Annotated in this window: 17 protein-coding genes and 1 pseudogene; 11 read left to right on the plus strand and 7 right to left on the minus strand. The window is 69.1% G+C overall.

The features are described 5' to 3' along the window. The 3 genes from AB0B76_RS57340 to AB0B76_RS57350 form a co-directional block, all read left to right on the plus strand. On the plus strand, positions 1–183 hold a 183-nt coding region (locus AB0B76_RS57340), incomplete at its 5' end, for a hypothetical protein (protein ID WP_360394406.1). A 403-nt stretch (positions 184–586) separates the two neighbouring features. Further along, entirely contained in the window at positions 587–2101 is a 1515-nt protein-coding gene (locus tag AB0B76_RS57345; protein WP_360394408.1) for an LPXTG cell wall anchor domain-containing protein, read from the plus strand. A gap of 193 nt (positions 2102–2294) precedes the next feature. Beyond that, on the plus strand, positions 2295–3239 hold the full coding sequence (locus AB0B76_RS57350) for a hypothetical protein (RefSeq protein ID WP_360394411.1): 945 nt from the start codon (positions 2295–2297) through the stop codon (positions 3237–3239). Positions 3240–3477: 238 nt separating this feature from the next. Here the strand turns inward: AB0B76_RS57350 and AB0B76_RS57355 are convergent, their stop codons facing one another. Both AB0B76_RS57355 and AB0B76_RS57360 read right to left on the minus strand, forming a co-directional pair. Further along, a complete protein-coding gene (locus AB0B76_RS57355; protein WP_360394414.1) occupies positions 3478–3945 on the minus strand; it encodes a nuclear transport factor 2 family protein in 468 nt (155 codons plus the stop codon). 316 nt (positions 3946–4261) lie between these two features. Then, entirely contained in the window at positions 4262–4777 is a 516-nt protein-coding gene (locus tag AB0B76_RS57360) for an alpha/beta fold hydrolase (protein WP_360394416.1), read from the minus strand. Between the two features lie 8 nt (positions 4778–4785). On the opposite strand from AB0B76_RS57360, the gene AB0B76_RS57365 reads away from it, so the two are divergent. Next, positions 4786–5457: a hypothetical protein gene (locus AB0B76_RS57365; RefSeq protein ID WP_360394418.1), complete on the plus strand. Its 672-nt coding sequence runs from the start codon at positions 4786–4788 to the stop codon at positions 5455–5457. Between the two features lie 229 nt (positions 5458–5686). Here AB0B76_RS57365 and AB0B76_RS57370 read toward each other — a convergent pair whose 3' ends face one another. Beyond that, positions 5687–6568: an NmrA/HSCARG family protein gene (locus AB0B76_RS57370; protein WP_360394421.1), complete on the minus strand. Its 882-nt coding sequence runs from the start codon at positions 6566–6568 to the stop codon at positions 5687–5689. A 31-nt stretch (positions 6569–6599) separates the two neighbouring features. Beyond that, positions 6600–7343, minus strand: coding sequence for an enoyl-CoA hydratase/isomerase family protein (locus AB0B76_RS57375; protein WP_360394424.1), 744 nt, complete (start codon positions 7341–7343; stop codon positions 6600–6602). A gap of 83 nt (positions 7344–7426) precedes the next feature. On the opposite strand from AB0B76_RS57375, the gene AB0B76_RS57380 reads away from it, so the two are divergent. Both AB0B76_RS57380 and AB0B76_RS57385 read left to right on the plus strand, forming a co-directional pair. Then, a complete protein-coding gene (locus AB0B76_RS57380; protein WP_360394427.1) occupies positions 7427–7993 on the plus strand; it encodes a helix-turn-helix domain-containing protein in 567 nt (188 codons plus the stop codon). A gap of 72 nt (positions 7994–8065) precedes the next feature. Beyond that, complete coding sequence (locus AB0B76_RS57385) at positions 8066–8356, plus strand: hypothetical protein (protein WP_360394430.1); 291 nt, start codon at positions 8066–8068, stop codon at positions 8354–8356. A gap of 427 nt (positions 8357–8783) precedes the next feature. Here AB0B76_RS57385 and AB0B76_RS57390 read toward each other — a convergent pair whose 3' ends face one another. Beyond that, a complete protein-coding gene (locus tag AB0B76_RS57390; RefSeq protein ID WP_360394434.1) occupies positions 8784–9395 on the minus strand; it encodes a helix-turn-helix transcriptional regulator in 612 nt (203 codons plus the stop codon). A 481-nt stretch (positions 9396–9876) separates the two neighbouring features. Here AB0B76_RS57390 and AB0B76_RS57395 point away from each other — a divergent pair, with 481 nt between their 5' ends. Together AB0B76_RS57395 and AB0B76_RS57400 are read left to right on the plus strand one after the other, a co-directional pair. Then, positions 9877–10287, plus strand: coding sequence for a hypothetical protein (locus AB0B76_RS57395; RefSeq protein ID WP_360394436.1), 411 nt, complete (start codon positions 9877–9879; stop codon positions 10285–10287). A gap of 525 nt (positions 10288–10812) precedes the next feature. Next, positions 10813–11292 (plus strand): hypothetical protein, encoded by a 480-nt coding sequence (locus tag AB0B76_RS57400; protein WP_360394438.1) that lies wholly within the window; start codon positions 10813–10815, stop codon positions 11290–11292. Between the two features lie 332 nt (positions 11293–11624). Here the strand turns inward: AB0B76_RS57400 and AB0B76_RS57405 are convergent, their stop codons facing one another. Next, on the minus strand, positions 11625–13541 hold the full coding sequence (locus AB0B76_RS57405; protein ID WP_360394441.1) for an Hsp70 family protein: 1917 nt from the start codon (positions 13539–13541) through the stop codon (positions 11625–11627). A 358-nt stretch (positions 13542–13899) separates the two neighbouring features. On the opposite strand from AB0B76_RS57405, the gene AB0B76_RS57410 reads away from it, so the two are divergent. The 3 genes and pseudogenes from AB0B76_RS57410 to AB0B76_RS57420 all read left to right on the plus strand — a co-directional run bounded on the left by AB0B76_RS57410 (position 13900) and on the right by AB0B76_RS57420 (position 14901). Further along, entirely contained in the window at positions 13900–14043 is a 144-nt protein-coding gene (locus AB0B76_RS57410) for a hypothetical protein (RefSeq protein WP_360394444.1), read from the plus strand. A 24-nt stretch (positions 14044–14067) separates the two neighbouring features. Further along, a pseudogene (locus AB0B76_RS57415) lies at positions 14068–14364 on the plus strand (transposase); the annotation flags it as partial. Between the two features lie 84 nt (positions 14365–14448). Next, positions 14449–14901: a transposase gene (locus AB0B76_RS57420; protein ID WP_360394448.1), complete on the plus strand. Its 453-nt coding sequence runs from the start codon at positions 14449–14451 to the stop codon at positions 14899–14901. Between the two features lie 163 nt (positions 14902–15064). Here the strand turns inward: AB0B76_RS57420 and AB0B76_RS57425 are convergent. Beyond that, positions 15065–15682 (minus strand): NAD-dependent epimerase/dehydratase family protein (locus tag AB0B76_RS57425; protein WP_360394446.1); only part of this gene is annotated, 618 nt, incomplete at its 5' end.

A 15682-nucleotide genomic window follows, 5' to 3' on the forward strand; every position in this document is an offset into this window, starting at 1 on the left:
GCGATCACCACGGGACACACCGCTACCGTTACCCACGAACGTCCTCCTCCTGCGATGGGACACCAAGCCCGACAAGCGCATCAGGAGGACGTTCCCACGCCCTGCATCAACACGCAGAACGTCTTTCTATGCCGCCGATCGCGTGCGTGGCGGATCGGCGAAACCAGCGGCGACATGGATTGACCGGCTGGGCGCCCGAGTTCAAGCCGAGCGCGGCAACGTAGGTGATGACGTTGTCCTCGGGGCCGTTGGAGAAGCGTTTCATCACTCGCCGGACGGGCCAAGTCCTTCCCGTCGTGGCGCGGGAAACCGCGGGTCATGCCGCCTTCCTCGCAGGCTCCGGGTGCCGCACCGGCCGTCGGGCCGACCGTTGTGGCGCCCCACAACGGTGCGCACCCGCCCTTCGCCAGCGACGCGCGGCCACGGATCGACTTCAGCCGTTCGGGGGCACATGAAGGTCACTCATCTTCGCGAGGCTGCCCCGGTCCCCTCGAATAAAGGAAGTTTCATGCCTCGATTTGCCACATACCGGGCCAACCCGGCCCGGGTGGCCCGATTGGGCATCGGCGCGGGTGCACTCGCCATCGTGGCCACTGCGACCTTCGCCGCGCCCGCCGTGGCCGCGACCCCGAGCGGTTCGATCACCATCAACGCTCCCGCCGACCTGCCGATCGCTGCGGCCGGCGCTTCGGGTCGGGCATACATCGTCTATGCCGACAGTCACGGCATCCGGCACGGCAATGTCACGTTCGATGTGAGTCAGGTCGCCAAATTTGCGAAGGTCGAGGTGCTGTCCCCCACGCCAGGCGGATCCGGGCCGACCGATTGCCCTGCCAGCGGCACACGGATCAGCTGCTCGCTACCGGACGGCGACTCGTGGACAACGATCGAAGTGATCGTCGAACCGACAGGCGTGGCCAGTGGTGGCGCGCACGGTGCGGTCAGCATCACCGCCAAGGCGGACAACGCCGACACGACCACAACCACCAGCACCGTCAAGGTGGTCGACGCACCGGACCTGGCCGCCTACACCAGCTTCACGCACACCAACCAGAAACCGGGCGACAAGGTCAACATCCCGATCACCGTGGCCAACCTCGGCAGCCGCGACGCCGACGGGCTCACCTTCACCTTCACCCTGGACCACGGCCTGATCCCGGACTCCTACTCGGACTGCGCGTACGCCACACCCAACAAGTACGTCACCGTCGTCACCTGCACGACGAAACTCAACCTGCCCGCGGGACAGCTCGTCACGCTCGATGCCGGCTTCAACGCGACCGTCGCCGACGATGCGTTCGGCTCGACGAACGCGACCTGGGTCGTCACCGCCCAGGGCGACTCACCACCGATTCCGCAGGCCCTGCTCAGCAAGGCGCAGACCCGCTCAGCCGGTCACCGGCTCAGTGACGGCGCCCAGGTCGGCCCGATCTCCAAGAAGGGGACAGTCACCACCCAGGCCGCACCCGATGTCAACATCATCGACAACTCGATGACGGCCGGGTACATGGTCGAGAACACCGTGGACATCGCCGCGGTGGGGACCACCACGACAGCCGCGCCGGGCAGCACCATCAACGTGCCCGTCGGCGGGAAGAACACCGGACACGGGTCGGTTCGTATGAACGGTCCGGGCAATCCAGCATTCAAGCTGACCTTCGTCGTGCCGAGCGGGACCGAGGTGGTCACCGTCCCGGACGGCTGCAACGGCGAAATCGGGCCGGGCAACTACGGTCCTGGCGACCCCGGCAAGCCGAGCTACGAGTGCTACAGCAACGACACGCTGTACGTCGGCGAAACGTACACCGTCACGTTCGGGCTCAAGGTGTCCGCCGCCCTCCCGGCCACCGGTTCGGTCTCCGTGTTGTCGTACGCCACCGATGGACCGGATGCCAACCCGTCGAACGACAAGGCACCCGTGGCGATCAACGTGGGCCCCCCGAGCCCGAGCGCCCCACCGTCGCTGCCGGTTACCGGCTCCCAGACAGTGCTCATTGCTGGCGCCGGCGCAGCGGTGCTTGCCGCGGGTGCCGTCCTGTTCATGCTCGCCCGACGTCGCCGGATCGTCCTCGTGACCCCCGACGACCACACTGCCGCGTAGTCACCACACCGACGTGTGCCGGGCCCGGACACTGACGCGTCCGGGCCGGGCACCTCCTCGAATCACAGCGACGCACATGCAATCAACACCTCCCCGTCAAGATCGAGACGCTGCCTGTACCGCCTGCTCGCCAGGTCGAACAGTACGTCGTGCTGGACAGCAACCCGGCTGTGGACGCCGGCTGGATTTCCGCATGAATCCGCACCGCTCGGCGATCGATCACATCCTCGCCCTCGTCGGTGACTCGCCGTTGGCGGATGCGCTGGTCCTGCGCAGCAGCGTCACGATGCTGGCGTGGGCGGGACCGCACGCGCGCGAACCTGCCGACCTCGACTGGATTGTGCGGCCGATAGCCGTCCAGCCCCAGGATCGCTGGTGGCCGTACCCGTATGTCGACGGGCTGCACCGGGTGCGTAGCGCGCCGGAGACCGTGCACCGCAGGCCACGAGACGAGCTGTGGGCGGCACAGGACTACGACGCCGAGGGCCACCGGCCATGCCTGCCGCCGGACGGGTTGCGCTGGCTGCGCGCCGACGATATCGAGCCCGACCGACCGCACATGGATCTGCTCGCACTGCTGGAAGCCCATCCGCTGACACCCGACGGGGTGCGGCTCGACCCCGCACGAGCCGAGTTCGACGGCGCCTTCGGCTACAGCTACGAGACGACGGGATACGACGGGGCGGGCGTACGCGTCATGGTGCCGTTCGACGGCGGTGCGGTACAGATCGATTTCGCCTACGACGAGACGCTGCCCGAGCCCGCGGTGCTGACCGCGATCCCGCGCATCGACGGCAGCCCCACCGCACTCTGGACCGCGAGCGCGGCGCTGTCACTGGCCTGGAAACTTCAATGGCTCGTCGCCGACCACGCCGATCGAGGCGACGGCGACGGCAAAGACCTCCACGACGCCGTGCTCCTGGCCGAACTGCCCGGGATCCGGCTGTCGCCACGGCTACGCCGGATGTCGGGCGTTGCAGAACTCGACCCGGCGACGGTAAGGACCTGGACCGTCACGAACCACCCCTCCATGCGCGATGCCACCACTGAATGGCTCGACCGCCTCGCCTGCGCCCTCGAACCGCTCCTACCCCGGTCGCCACGACTCCGACGCCAACCGCCCCTAGCGACCCCCTGACTGCCCCTCCAGCCCGCAGGAGGACGCGCTACTTTCGGCAGTTCAGCGCGCCGACCGAAGCGGGACGTCGTCACGCGGCATAACAGACGTGGTCCAGGTCGCGCACCCTCGGCGGCAGATGTGCGTAGTGGCCCTGTGTCGCGGACTCAAGGTACGCGGCGTGCGTCGTCGTACCAGATGTCCTCTTATCCCAGCGCAAGAATGCCGCCCCAGCGTGGCGGGAGAGCGAGGTAGGGCATCAGTTCAGGCAAGTCGACTTTGACGTCCTCGATGTGCATCGGGCTGAGGCCCGCCCGGTCCGGCCGTCCAGGAGGGCGTCCTCGGCGTGGAGCGTGTCGAGGTACTCCCGCACGGCGTGGATACGGCTATTGCGGATCTCGAAGAGCAGATGGAACCGATTGTTGTAGATCTTGCCGGAGGCGGTCCGGGCGTAGTTCTCCATCTCGACCGCGACCCGGTCGCCTTCGGCGGTCATCCCGGTGACCGTCGTGCGGACCCCGTTCGACAGGTGCGGCGCGATCTGGTCACGCAGCATCGCCCGATGCTCGGTCAGGGTTCGCTGCCCGGCGATCGGGAGCCGCTCCGGCACGCCGGCTACCCACCAGGTGGCGTCGTCGGCGAACAGCGCGTCGGCGTCAGCGCGCTCACCCCGGGAGACGTGGTCGTAGTAACGCTGGACGATCGCCTTGTTCTCCTCGATACCCATGGCGTCCCTACCGGAGCGTGGCGTCGAAGTGGGCGGCGACGGCGTCGGCGGCCAGGCCGGTCACGGCCGGCTGGTCGTACCAGTCGAACTGAGGCACGCCGGGAATCCAGGCCTGCTCGACTGGGCACGGCACCTTCGCGATGAACTCGCGGACACTGCCCGGGCTGACCGCCGCGTCGCTCGTGATGACGAACAGCGGTGCGGTTAGGTGCGGCGTGGCGTCCTGGGCGTCGAACCTAAGCCAGTGCGTCCAGGATGCCGGGTTGAACCAGTTGTCCCGTGCCGCGACGAGTCCCCGCTGCGGGTTGGTGAGTAGTCAGCGCCCGGGGCGGTGTTCTGCGGGGTGGGCGGCGACGAGCGTCTCCTGACCGGTGCGCGCATATGCCTCCGCGGCGTCGCGGGCCAGCCGCTCGAGTCCGGCGACGCCCGCCTCGCCACCGACCTCGGCGACGACCGTCGGGTGGCTCGGCAGCCCAGGGGCGACGAGCGTGACCGAGCGGATCGCGTCGCTCGAGGCCGCCGCCCGCACCAGATAGCCACCGCCGGCGCACACGCCGAGACCGCCGACCCGGCCGGCGATCGCCTCCGGCCGGCCGTCGAGGGAGGCGGCGGCCGCGACGATGTCGTCAGCCTTGCTGAACGGGTCCTCCATCCGCATCGGTCGCCCCGCGCTCTCCCCCCAGCCGCGGAAGTCGAACGCGAGGGCGGCGAAGCCACGCCGGGCCGTGAGCTCGGCGTAGGTCGACGGCACCTGCTCCTTGACGGTCCGGAAGCTGTTGTCACGTTCGGGCCGCACGAGGAGCTGTCCGGAGCCGCGGCTCTGGTGCATCATGGGCGCCGATGGACTTCGCGCTGTTCTCCGGCTACGAACAGATCGAGTTATATGACGTGGCCTCCGGTGCGCTGCTCGCCGACCACTGGGCCCCCGACGACGCCAATCCGTTGGGTGACCTGTTCGCGCTGACCGACGACGCCGTCGCGATCTGGACCGGCGTCAACGACCACGTCGTCGTCACCGTCGAAGTGCTGCCCGCCCCGGCACCGCTCGACGTGGACGCCTTCGCGATCGTCGCCGAGTGCAGCCTGCGCTCGCCGTCGGGCCGGCTGCGCCTGACCTGCCCGACGTACGGCGAACACGACGGCGACCGTTTCGACGTACCGGCCGGCGGCCTACGCCTGCGCGTGTCGCTGACGCACGAACTGCTCACCGCGCAGTCACGCACCGGCAGCCCGTTCCCGCTGCGCCTGCAGCTCTGGCCGGCTCCGCCAAAGCCGCCGGTCGTCGTCAAGGACTTCGGTGTACCAGCACACGCCGAGCCGATGGACGGAACACCTCGCCCCCAGGAACAGCCCGGATCAGCTCCGCGGGCAGGTCGTCCATGCTCCGCCGGGATCGATCCCGAGCCGGCCGGAAGGAGCGGGTCGGCGCCATCCGCCGCGGCGCTGAATGTTGCCAGTTCGCCGCGGCCCACCCGCAGCGATCCGCCAGCGACGCCATCAGAGTCGGGGTGATCCAACGCTGCGGCGACAACGTGCCGGTACACGGAACCAGACGCTTGCACGATCGCCAGCGCGCCGTCGCCTGCCTCGAGGCGCCGGTCGCTCCATTCGACGAGCACCGTCCTTCCACCGCGCACCATCCGCGGCAGATGATTGCGCCGAGGACTCAAGCGTCCTACGCCATTGTGGCTACCTCCGTGTCCGTTTAGACCACGTTTCGTGTGGTGGTGGGTGTACGGGGTCAGCTGCGGAATGCTGTATAGGCGGCGGTGCCTTCACGGTGGAGCCAGGTGGCGAAGTCCATCAGGCCGGGGTGCTCCTTGCGCAGCGCGTCAACGTCGGCGTGCCAGCCCTCGCCGTTGGCGACGTCGTAGCCGGCCATGGCGTCGCCGTCGCGGCCGGCCAGCGCCTCCCGCGGGATGGGCCGGTAGGTGATGGGCTGCCGCAGCGCGTGCTGCATGGCCCGGACGATCTGCGGCATGGTGAGTTCGTCGCCGGCGAGCTCGATTGTCCGGCCGGTGTATTCGGCCGGGCGGGTGAAGGCCAGGGTGGCGAACGCGCCGATGTCGGTGGCCGCGACGAGTTGGACCGGCACGTCCGGCCGGATGACGTCGGTCAGGACGCCGTCGCGTACGCCGAGGTGTGGGTGGATCTGGTTGTCCATGAAGCGGACCGGCCGCAGCACGGTCATGGGCAGGCCGAGGTCGCGGGCGTACCGCTCGAGGGTGGCCTTGCTTTGCCAGCGGGTGATGCCGTGCGGTGCGTCGGCCGAGCCGACGGAGGCGTAGACGAAGGTCTGGACGTCGGCCGCGGCGGCGGCGTCGGCCACGTTGCGGCCGTAGCGCAGCTCGTCGTCGATGGTGAAGCCGGGTGGTGTGCCGGGGTAGCCGAGGGTGGGCTGGACGCTGAAGACCCCGTCGGCGCCGCGGATGGCGGCGTCGAGCGAGGTGCGGTCGCCCAGATCGCCGCGGACCAACTCGGCGCCGGCGGCGGCGAGCGCCCGGGCGGCGGGGGTGCCGGGGTCGCGGACGAGTGCGCGGACCCGGTGGCCGGCGGCCAGCAGTCCGCGGGCCGTGGCGCCGCCCTGGGCGCCGGTGGCGCCGGTCACGAGAACAGTGATCATGTTTCCTCCGAGTGGTGGGTATCGGAACGCGTCAGGTGTTGAGCAGGTGGTGAGCGCGGCCGAAGGCCAGGTCGTCGACCAGGCGGCGTTGCCAGGGGCGCTGGACGACGGCGTGGGTGAGCCGGCGGGTGGCGCGTGGCGCGGCCATGATCTCGGCGGCCAGCTCCCAGGCGCGCGGCAGCAATCGCTGGTCCAGCACGACTTCGTTGACCATCCCGAGTGCCAGCGCCTCGGTGGCCGCGATGGTGGCGCCGGTGTAGAGCAGCCGCGCGGCCCTCTTGAGGCCGAGCAGTTCCTGGTAGACCAGGTGCTGCCCGTCGCCGGGCACGGCGCCGTTGCGGAAGTGGCTGTCGCCGAAGACCGTGCCGGGGGTGCACAGTGTCAGGTCGCAGGCCAGGGCGAGTTCCTGGTGGTAGCCGGGTCCATTGAGCGCGCCGATGGTCGGCACGTCCACGGAGAAGACGAGGTTGCGCAGCAGCGCGATGCCATCGCGGTAGAGGTCGTAGCGGGCCTCACGGGGCAGCGTCGGCGGCCGATCGCGTAGGGCGGGGTCGAGTCCGCCGATCCATGCGTCGCCGGTTCCGGTGAGAATCAGCACCTCGTTGTCGGGGTCGGCACCGGCCTCTTGCAGCGCCTCGCCGAGGGCGCGATGCAGCCCGAGCGACATGACGGCCGGGCCGCCGCCGGTGTGCATGCGCAGCAACAGCACCCCGTTGCGGCGCTCCACCGCGAAGTGTTCGGCGTGCCGGACGAACTCGGGCGGCGGGGAACTCATGGGACCTCCTAAACAGGGACACTCCCCATTTATGGGCCGTACTATATGGGGATAGTCCCTGTTTAGGCAACGCGGAGGCGACGATGCGGGCGGACGCCCAGCGCAACTACGACCGGCTGATGGCCGCCGCGCGAACGGCCTTTGCCGAGCTGGGGGCCGATGCGCCGCTGGACGACATCGCCAAGCGCGCGGGTGTCGGCAACGCCACGCTCTACCGGCACTTCCCCACCCGGCAGGCGCTGCTGGAGGCGGTCTTCCGCGACCACATCGACGGCCTGTGCCGGCGCGCCGAGGAGCTGATGTCCGCACCATCGCCCGGCGCCGCGCTCCAGGAGTGGCTGGGAATGGTGATCGCCCAGGGAAGCGCGGAGCGCGGGCTGGCCGCGTCACTGCTGGCGGCCCTGGGCGAGGAGGACTCGTCGTGCCGCGCGGCGGTGTTCTCGGCGGCGCAGGGGCTGGTGACGCGGGCTCAGGAGGCAGGCGCGGTCCGCACCGGCGTATCGGTCGAGCAGATGTTCAAGCTCGTGAACGCCATCGCGCTGGTCACCGAGACCGAGCCGGATCCGGCCCGCCGGGCGACTGCCCTGCTCGACCTGATCTTCCACGGCCTGGCGCCGCGCCCACACAACATGAGCGGAGCGAGGCCGTGAAAGCCACCGTCAGCGGCCCGGTTGATCTTGCCGCCAGCCCTGAAATCGGCAACCAGCGCGACACCAACTGCGATGCCCGACCCCGATGATCGCCGACTGGAATGGATCATGAGCAAGGTGGGTCGCGACAACGCATTCGCGATCCTCGAGCGCGCCGACGGCTGGTTCGTCCAGATCGGATACGGCGAGTTCGCCGGCGCGCCCAACGGGTCGTACGCGATCGAGTACCAGGAAGGCTCGATCGACCGGCACGTCCGCAGCGAGACCACCGATCGCACGGCCGCCGTACAGCTGTTGCAAGCGTTCCGCGCCGGCAACGACACCTGGAAGCGGCGTCACCTGTGGCAACCGCTATGTTCCTGACCGCACGCCACCAGGCTGAGCTCAGGTGCAGGCATAGTAGTCACCGACCGACGATCCGAGCGACGAGACCGCGATTGCCCGCCGGCGGCCACGCAACCGCTGCGGCATGTGCGTGCACCTGGCCTTGCCGATGACCGACCAACGTAGTGCCGTGTCAGGCCACGTTTGCCTCGTTGTAAGCGACACTCCGGTCCGGGTCCAACCGTGGCCGGGGTTGTCGTTTCAGGCTGTGGGCCGTGGCGCAACGGGTGCGGGTTCGCGAGATTGATGATGATAAGGGTCAACGATTGCTTGGATGGTGTGGCGCAGTTCTGGTTCCGTGGTGATCTCGCGGTGCGCGCAGACGAACAGCACGCAACTCGTTGTCACCTTCGGTGACGGCGAACACTGGGTGCGTGCCGATGGCCACGCCCTACGACCCGCACCGTCAGGGGTGAACATCAAGTCCGGCGATGGCGAGTAAGTCGTTCTCGGACATGTCCAGCGCCTCGGCGAGCTCGGCGACCAGCATCCGATGCGGATTCAGGCGTCCAGTGCGAATCCCGCCAATGGTCGACAATGATCGACCACACCGCGGGGCCATCTCCTTGACCGAGATCCCGCGCAGGTCCATCAGCCTACTGAGCACGGCACCGAAAGGGTGCGGCTCCGGCATCCCCGCTGCCGTGGTGCCTGGCCCCAGGACGACATCACCAAGCTTCGCCTGGAACCGGATCAGCCGATTGTCTTTGAAGCGGACCCGCGCGGAGAACGGCAGTACCGCCCCAACGTCGCGGCTGACTGTGCCGGGCACGGACACCTCGGTGAACCTCGTGACGTCCTTCGGCTCATTGCTGGCGACCTCGCGTGGGTAAGCGGGCTCCACGTGGGTCACTCGCCAGGCCCGGTTCCACCAGGGCAGCTCATCGAGCAGTTCGTTGAAGAAGGGCGGCAGGACCGCGAGATCCACTGGCGCCGGTGCGGTCGCCTGAACGATGCCGGGCCAGTACGTCAACGCCTTGATCACAGCGGGACGCAGCGGTCGCTCTGCGAAACTCATCGCCGGAGCGTAGCCGCCACGGGGCTTGCCGGCGCCAGCCGCCGCGAGGCGGGCGTAACACCCCCGCGAGCGCCCAGCGTTCGTCGTCACCGCGTCTCGAGACATGGTCAGAGGGTGTGGCGCTGTATCTCAACGGCGCGTGACCCCATACCGGCGCTCGGCGTGGCCCTAGCGGCCACGCGATCCAGGGCCGTCAAGATCGGGCCACGGAATCTACAACTTGCTGTTGAACACGCGATCGAAGCAAGATCACGTGCACGCTCATCGGCCAGATCAGTTCGCCAAGGTCCGTGGCGGTCGTCACGCCGCGTAGCGCGCGGATCGCGGAACCATGTGCGGATACGTGATCAAGCGCGACCAGCGGCATAGCGTATGCCATGATCGTCGCAGGACATAACGACCCCACGCGCACTTGGCGAACTCGGGAGAGACTCGGTCGCGGACGGTCTCGGTCCCCACGGAAGGTCCTGAGAAGCGAGGCATGTACATCCCGAGCCGCCGGCATCGGCGTCAGCGGCGCGGCTCGCTGCTGATCGTTGCCGTGGGCTGCACGGCGGCCGCGCTCGGCCTCGGATGGATTGCCGTGGGCTGCACGGCGGCCGCGCTCGGCCTCGGATGGATTGCCGTGGACGAGGCGCGGGGAGGCACGGTCGATGCCGAGGTGGTCGACATCCAATACATCGCCTCAGGCCGGCGGGTCTACGACGTCCGATTCGATGTGGCCGGGCGTATCTGCTCGGCCCAGGTGGACTCCGGCTCGAACCCGCTGCCGCATGAGGTGCACATCGGCGGGACCTCGAGGCTGCGGTACTCGGCGTCCCGCCGTGCACCAAGGTGCATGAGACCACCAGCCCTGGTCCCGGACCGCTCCCGATCGTCATCGCGGTTGTAGCCATCGGATTTTGGACGGGGGTATGGCGGCTCCGGAAGGGTCCGAACACGCCGATGCCGAACCAACGCCCCGCGTCCGGACCGGGCGAGGCCCGATAGCAACCACATATAGCTAGGTCCAGGACTCGGTGGCACGGCGCAGACCAGTTCCCGAGCGGTCGCGCGAACTTCCGACGACAGACTCCGCAAGTGGACGGCCGGCGAGCGCGCCCATCGCGGCTACGAGCGGGCGCCAAGATCACTGCTCGTTACCCGCTCATAAGGAATTCCGTCGATGGAGGGGTCGATTTCGGGCGGTCACCACGAGTCGCGTGGTCTTCCGTGTGATTGTCGCGCTGCGGCGAGCAGTGGGAGTCGGATGGGGTGTCCACGACCGGCGGTGTCGCCGCAAGCAGTACCGCGCCAGCTGCGTAATGCTGCGTCAGCGCGGATGTCCGTCGCGCATCGAGGGCGATCTCGTGTTCGCGGCGGAGCCTGGCTCGCGGCGGTAACGTCCTCGTCGGGAGACGATCACCGAGGAGAACGGATGCGGCGACAGCGGCGGCCGGTCGTGGTACGGCTGAGGGTGCATGACGTGAACGCCGCCGGGGAGGATCTGGCCCGCCACGCCGGGCAGTACGCCGGGGAGCGGCTGCGGCTGCGGGTCCGCGACGACGGGCGCGTCCGTGCGCGCCTGGGTATGTCGACGAGGTACAACACGCCGCCGGTGCTGGTCGGGCGGATCACCGGCGGGCCCGAGGGGGCCGAATTGACGGCGACGATCCGGGAGCCGTACACCGAACTCGGCATGCCGCGCCTATTCCTGGGCGTCGCCATTTTCCTGGGTCTGGTATGTATCGCGATACTGGCGAGCGGCGACTTCACCAATCCAGGTGTGTACGTCTGCGGAATCGGCGGTGCAGCGCTCGGCCTGATCGGGGTCATACTGGGCCGGATGCGCCGCACCTCGTTCAACCACCACGCAGACCGGCTCGAGCAGGCGGTACGCGGCGCCGCCCGCCGCTGACGCTGCGCCTTCCGCGTCCTCGGTCCCCTGAACAGGCCGCGAGTCCCGGTCGACGATGCAGGTGGATACGTCGCTGCCATGCAGCAGACGTACCGGACGGCCGCCGATCGTGTCGTACAACCGGATACACGCGCCGAACACACGGGCCGCAAGCGCAATGCGCCATGTCCGGAAACGTGATCAAGGGCGCTCGGCGGCATGCACGCGCACCAATCACGGGATCGGCATCGTGTCCGGTGACGCGCTACGTGGTGATCGCACCCGTGCGCCAGCCTTCCCAGAACTCCTCGACGGTGTCCGCAAGTCGATACGCCCCATTGCGGAGGCTTGCGTCAGGGCGCGGTCCAAATTCGCTTGTTGGCGGGTGTGACGACCGTGGCGTTCGGGCGGTTCCCGACGACCATGGTGCTGCCGGGATTACCGGTGGTCTTCGTTGACCAGATGATGGCCCCGCTCGTCGCGACGATGACGAAGTTGCCGTCGGGGCGCATCTCGGCGTGTGCGCCGGCGTTGCCGGCGGTGTCGCTGGCCCAGACCGGTTCGTCGTTCTCGGCGCGGTTGTAGTTGCGCTGCAGGACCAGGTTGCCGTCAGACTGCATATAGAGCTGGTACTGGCGGTCGGGCGAGACCAGGAACCGGTCGGACAGCATGATATAGCCGGGACAGAGTCGATCGACCGGTATCCCGTCGCAGGAGGCCGAGCCGGACGCGGTGATGGTGGGCTTCGGCGTGACCGTCGGGGTGGGCTGCTGAGGGGTCGTGCTGAGCGGCAGGTTCGACGTGTTCGGTGCGGCGCCCCCGTCGCTGCCACGGCCGTTGCCCGGCCACCAGACGCCGACGGCGACGGCAGCCGCCGCGACGAGGACCACGGCCGCGACGATCGCGGCAAGGCCACCTCGCCGTGAACGCGCGGGCACCGTCGGCGGCGGCATGAGCGCTTCCGCAGCCGATGTGTCCACTGCCGGTGGAGGCACGCCCGCCGCAGGAATGCGTACATCCGCAGCCCACGTGGGCACGGCCGACGTGTCCGCGGTTCCGGTCGGCGTCTTCCCGGTCGGCATCGTTGCCGGCGCCTGCTCGTGCACCGACTCGGCGGGCACCGCAGCGGTCGCCGCCTGAGGTGGCACGTACGCGTCGGTGGCGAGTCGAACGGTCGAGCTGCCGCCATCTTCGTCGGCGCTGGGCTGCAGGGCGCCCTCAGCGACGACGAGCTCGGGCTGTTCCGTCACCGTCGGAGTGATCCCGACTTCCCGGTGCAGCAGCGTTGCAACGAGCGGTACCCGGCTGGCGCCGCCCACCAGGAATACGCCTGCGAGCGTCACCTCAGTCGGCCGCGTGTACCGGAGCAGCGCCTTGGTGGTCCGGACGGTCCGCGCGATGAGCGGGTGGACGATTGTCTCGAACTCCTCGCGGCCGAGATGGACACCGCCGTCCGCATCCGGCAGCGGCAGGACCACGGATGGGACCCGGGACAGGATCTCCTTGGCCACCCGCACGTCGTCCCACAGCAGGCGGCGCCGGCGCTGGTCCTCGGTCCCTGTCGGGTTGCTCAACGAGCGCCATACCTCGGGCTGGACCCCGCTGTACTGCCGGCCGAGCCAGTCGACGATCGCGGCGTCCAGATCCAGGCCACCGATGTCGTCGAGCCCGTCGACGGCGACGATCTCGACGCCGGTCGCGGTGCGCACCCCGATGCTGGCGTCGAACGTGCCCGCGCCGAGGTCATAAATGGCAAACGCCCGGCCGACGGCGAGCTGCTGGCCGAGGACGCCGGTGAAATACCGGGCGGCGGCCACCGGTTCCGGGACCAGCCGGACTTCGCCCAGCCCCGCCGCGCCGGCCGCGTCGACCAGGACACCGCGGCGGACCGGTCCCCAGCCGGCGGGATGCGTCAGTGACGTATGCGGCCGGGCGCCGCCGGTCACCCGCAACGCCTCGTTGGCCACATGCCGCAGAACCGCGGCGACGACGTCGACGGTCGCAACGTCCCGATCGCCGAGGAAGAGTGTGCTCTCGTCGATGTTGCGCTTTGGGTTGGGTGCCAGCCTGGCGGGCTCGAACCTGGCGTGGTGCAGCGCGTCGTTGCCTACGAACAGGCGTCCATCGGCGTGCCCGAACACCGCCGAGGGCAGCAGCGGCGAGCCGTCGAACAGCAGGGGTTTGACCCTGCCGTCCGGCCAACGGAGCATCGCGACGGTGTTTGAGGTGCCGAAATCGATCCCCAACGCGAAGCTGTCCGGCGCCGGCATGTGCTGAGTATAAGTACTCGCGTTCGGGTCCACGCGACGGTGTTGTCGCGGGAGTCGATACCTGCCCGAACCGGGCCAGCCTTCCGCTGGCCGGATAATGGCAATGGTAGAGGATACCGTAGCGTGATTCGATTCTGCTCACTCTGACCTGCCCCGCCCCGCAGCCCGGCCAGGCTGGGTCGAGGTGATCGGCGGGATGGCTCTCTCATCGGCTGCCCGCTGCTGTTTGGTGTGGCTCTCATCTGGCGTGCGTCCTGCCGGTCACCGCGGCGTGGAGAGCCTCCAGAGGGGTCTGCCCAGCTCGAAGAAGCGCTGCCCTCCTCGCTGACATCAGCACCGTCGGATCGAGGAGGGCGGCATGGCACGCGTCATCATCGGCATGGACCCGCACAAACGGTCCGCGACCATCGAGATCATCAACAGCCGGGAGAAGATCCTGGCGCAGGGCCGTTTCGGCACCGACCGCGACGGCTACGCCACGATGCTCAAACTGGGCCGGTAGCACAAAGACCGGGTCTGGGCCGTAGCCGGCTGCAACGGGATCGGTCGGCACATCGCCCAACGTCTGGTCGCCGACGGCGAAACCGTACTCGATGCGCCGGCGAAGCTATCCGCCCGGGCTCGCCTGTTCGATACCGCTCAGGGTCGCAAGACCGACCCCGCCGACGCGCATTGCGTCGCGGTGGCTGCGTTACGCGCCACCGGGTTGCGGCAGGTTGTCGTCGATGACATCGCGGTCGCTGTGAAACTGCTCGTCGATCGGCGTGACGGCCTGGGCCGGGCCCGGACCGAGGCGCTGAGCCGGCTGCACCACCTGCTGCTCGAGCTCGTTCCCGGCGGGGCGAAGCAGTTCCTGTCCGCGCCGCAGGCCCGGGCGTTACTCAACACGGTCCGACCGCGCGACATCGTGGATCGCACCCGCCGGCAGCTGGCCTCGGAACTGATCACCGAGGTCGCAGTCATCGATAAGAAGATCCAGGCCGCCAATCAGCAGCTGACCGAGCTGATCGCCTCGACCGGCAGCACGTTGCAGCAGCTCAACGGGATCGGCCCGTCCGGCGCGGCTCGGCTGCTGGGCGACATCGGCGACGTCGGTCGCTTCGCCAGCAGGGACCATGTTGCGTCCTGGAACGGCACGGCACCCATCGACGCGTCGTCCGGCGACCAGCACCGTCACCGGCTGTCCCGAGCCGGGAACCGGCGCATCAACCGGGTCCTGCACATCATGGCCATCGTCCAACTCCGCAACGACACAGAAGGCCGCGCCTACTACCGCCGCAAACTCGCCGCAGGCAAGAGCCCGATGGAAGCCATGCGCGCCCCGAAACGCCGACTGTCCAATGTGGTCTTTCAGCGTTGACGATGGCTCAATGCAACAGTGCCGCCTCGCCCGCTCTGCGTGTCGCCGTTGCGTTCGCTGAACTCGCCCAAGCGATCTGACCGCGGACCCGACACGGGTCAACCGCGTCCGCCGATCCCACAACGCAACGGCGCCGGTGCGAACCACAACTGGTGATCGCTGCTCAAACCCGCAGCGGCGCGCGGGCAAATTCGGCGACGCCCTCCTCGAAGCCGACCATCGCGTTGAAGCCGAGCTCCCGACGGGCCCGTTCGGGCGAGGCGACCACGTGCCGCACGTCGCCGGCCCGGAACTCGCCGGTCACCACCGGCGGTGGACCGCCACAGGCCATCGCCAGCGCCGCGGCCAGCTCACCCACCGTGCGTGGCCGGCCCGAGGCGATGTTGTACGCCCGGAACCCGCCAGGCGGCCCGCTGGTGGCATCCAGCGCGGCCGCGTTCGCCATCGCCACGTCGCGGACGTGGACAAAGTCGCGGCGCTGCCCGCCGTCCTCGAACACTCGCGGCCCCACGCCCCGCTCCAGCGCAGAGCGGAAGATCGCCGCCACTCCGCTGTACGGGGTGTCGCGCGGCATCCGCGGCCCGTACACATTGTGGTAGCGCAGCGCCACCGCATTCGCCCCGACGGTACGCGCCCACGCCGCGGTCAGGTGCTCCTGGGCCAGCTTGGTCGAGGCGTAGACGCTACGCGGCTCCGGCGCCGCATCCTCGTCGACCAACGCCGGGACCAGCGGCACGGCGCAGCGCGGGCACCTCGGCTCGAACCGGCCGGCCGCCAGGTC

This window comes from Dactylosporangium sp. NPDC049140 (genome assembly GCF_040648435.1).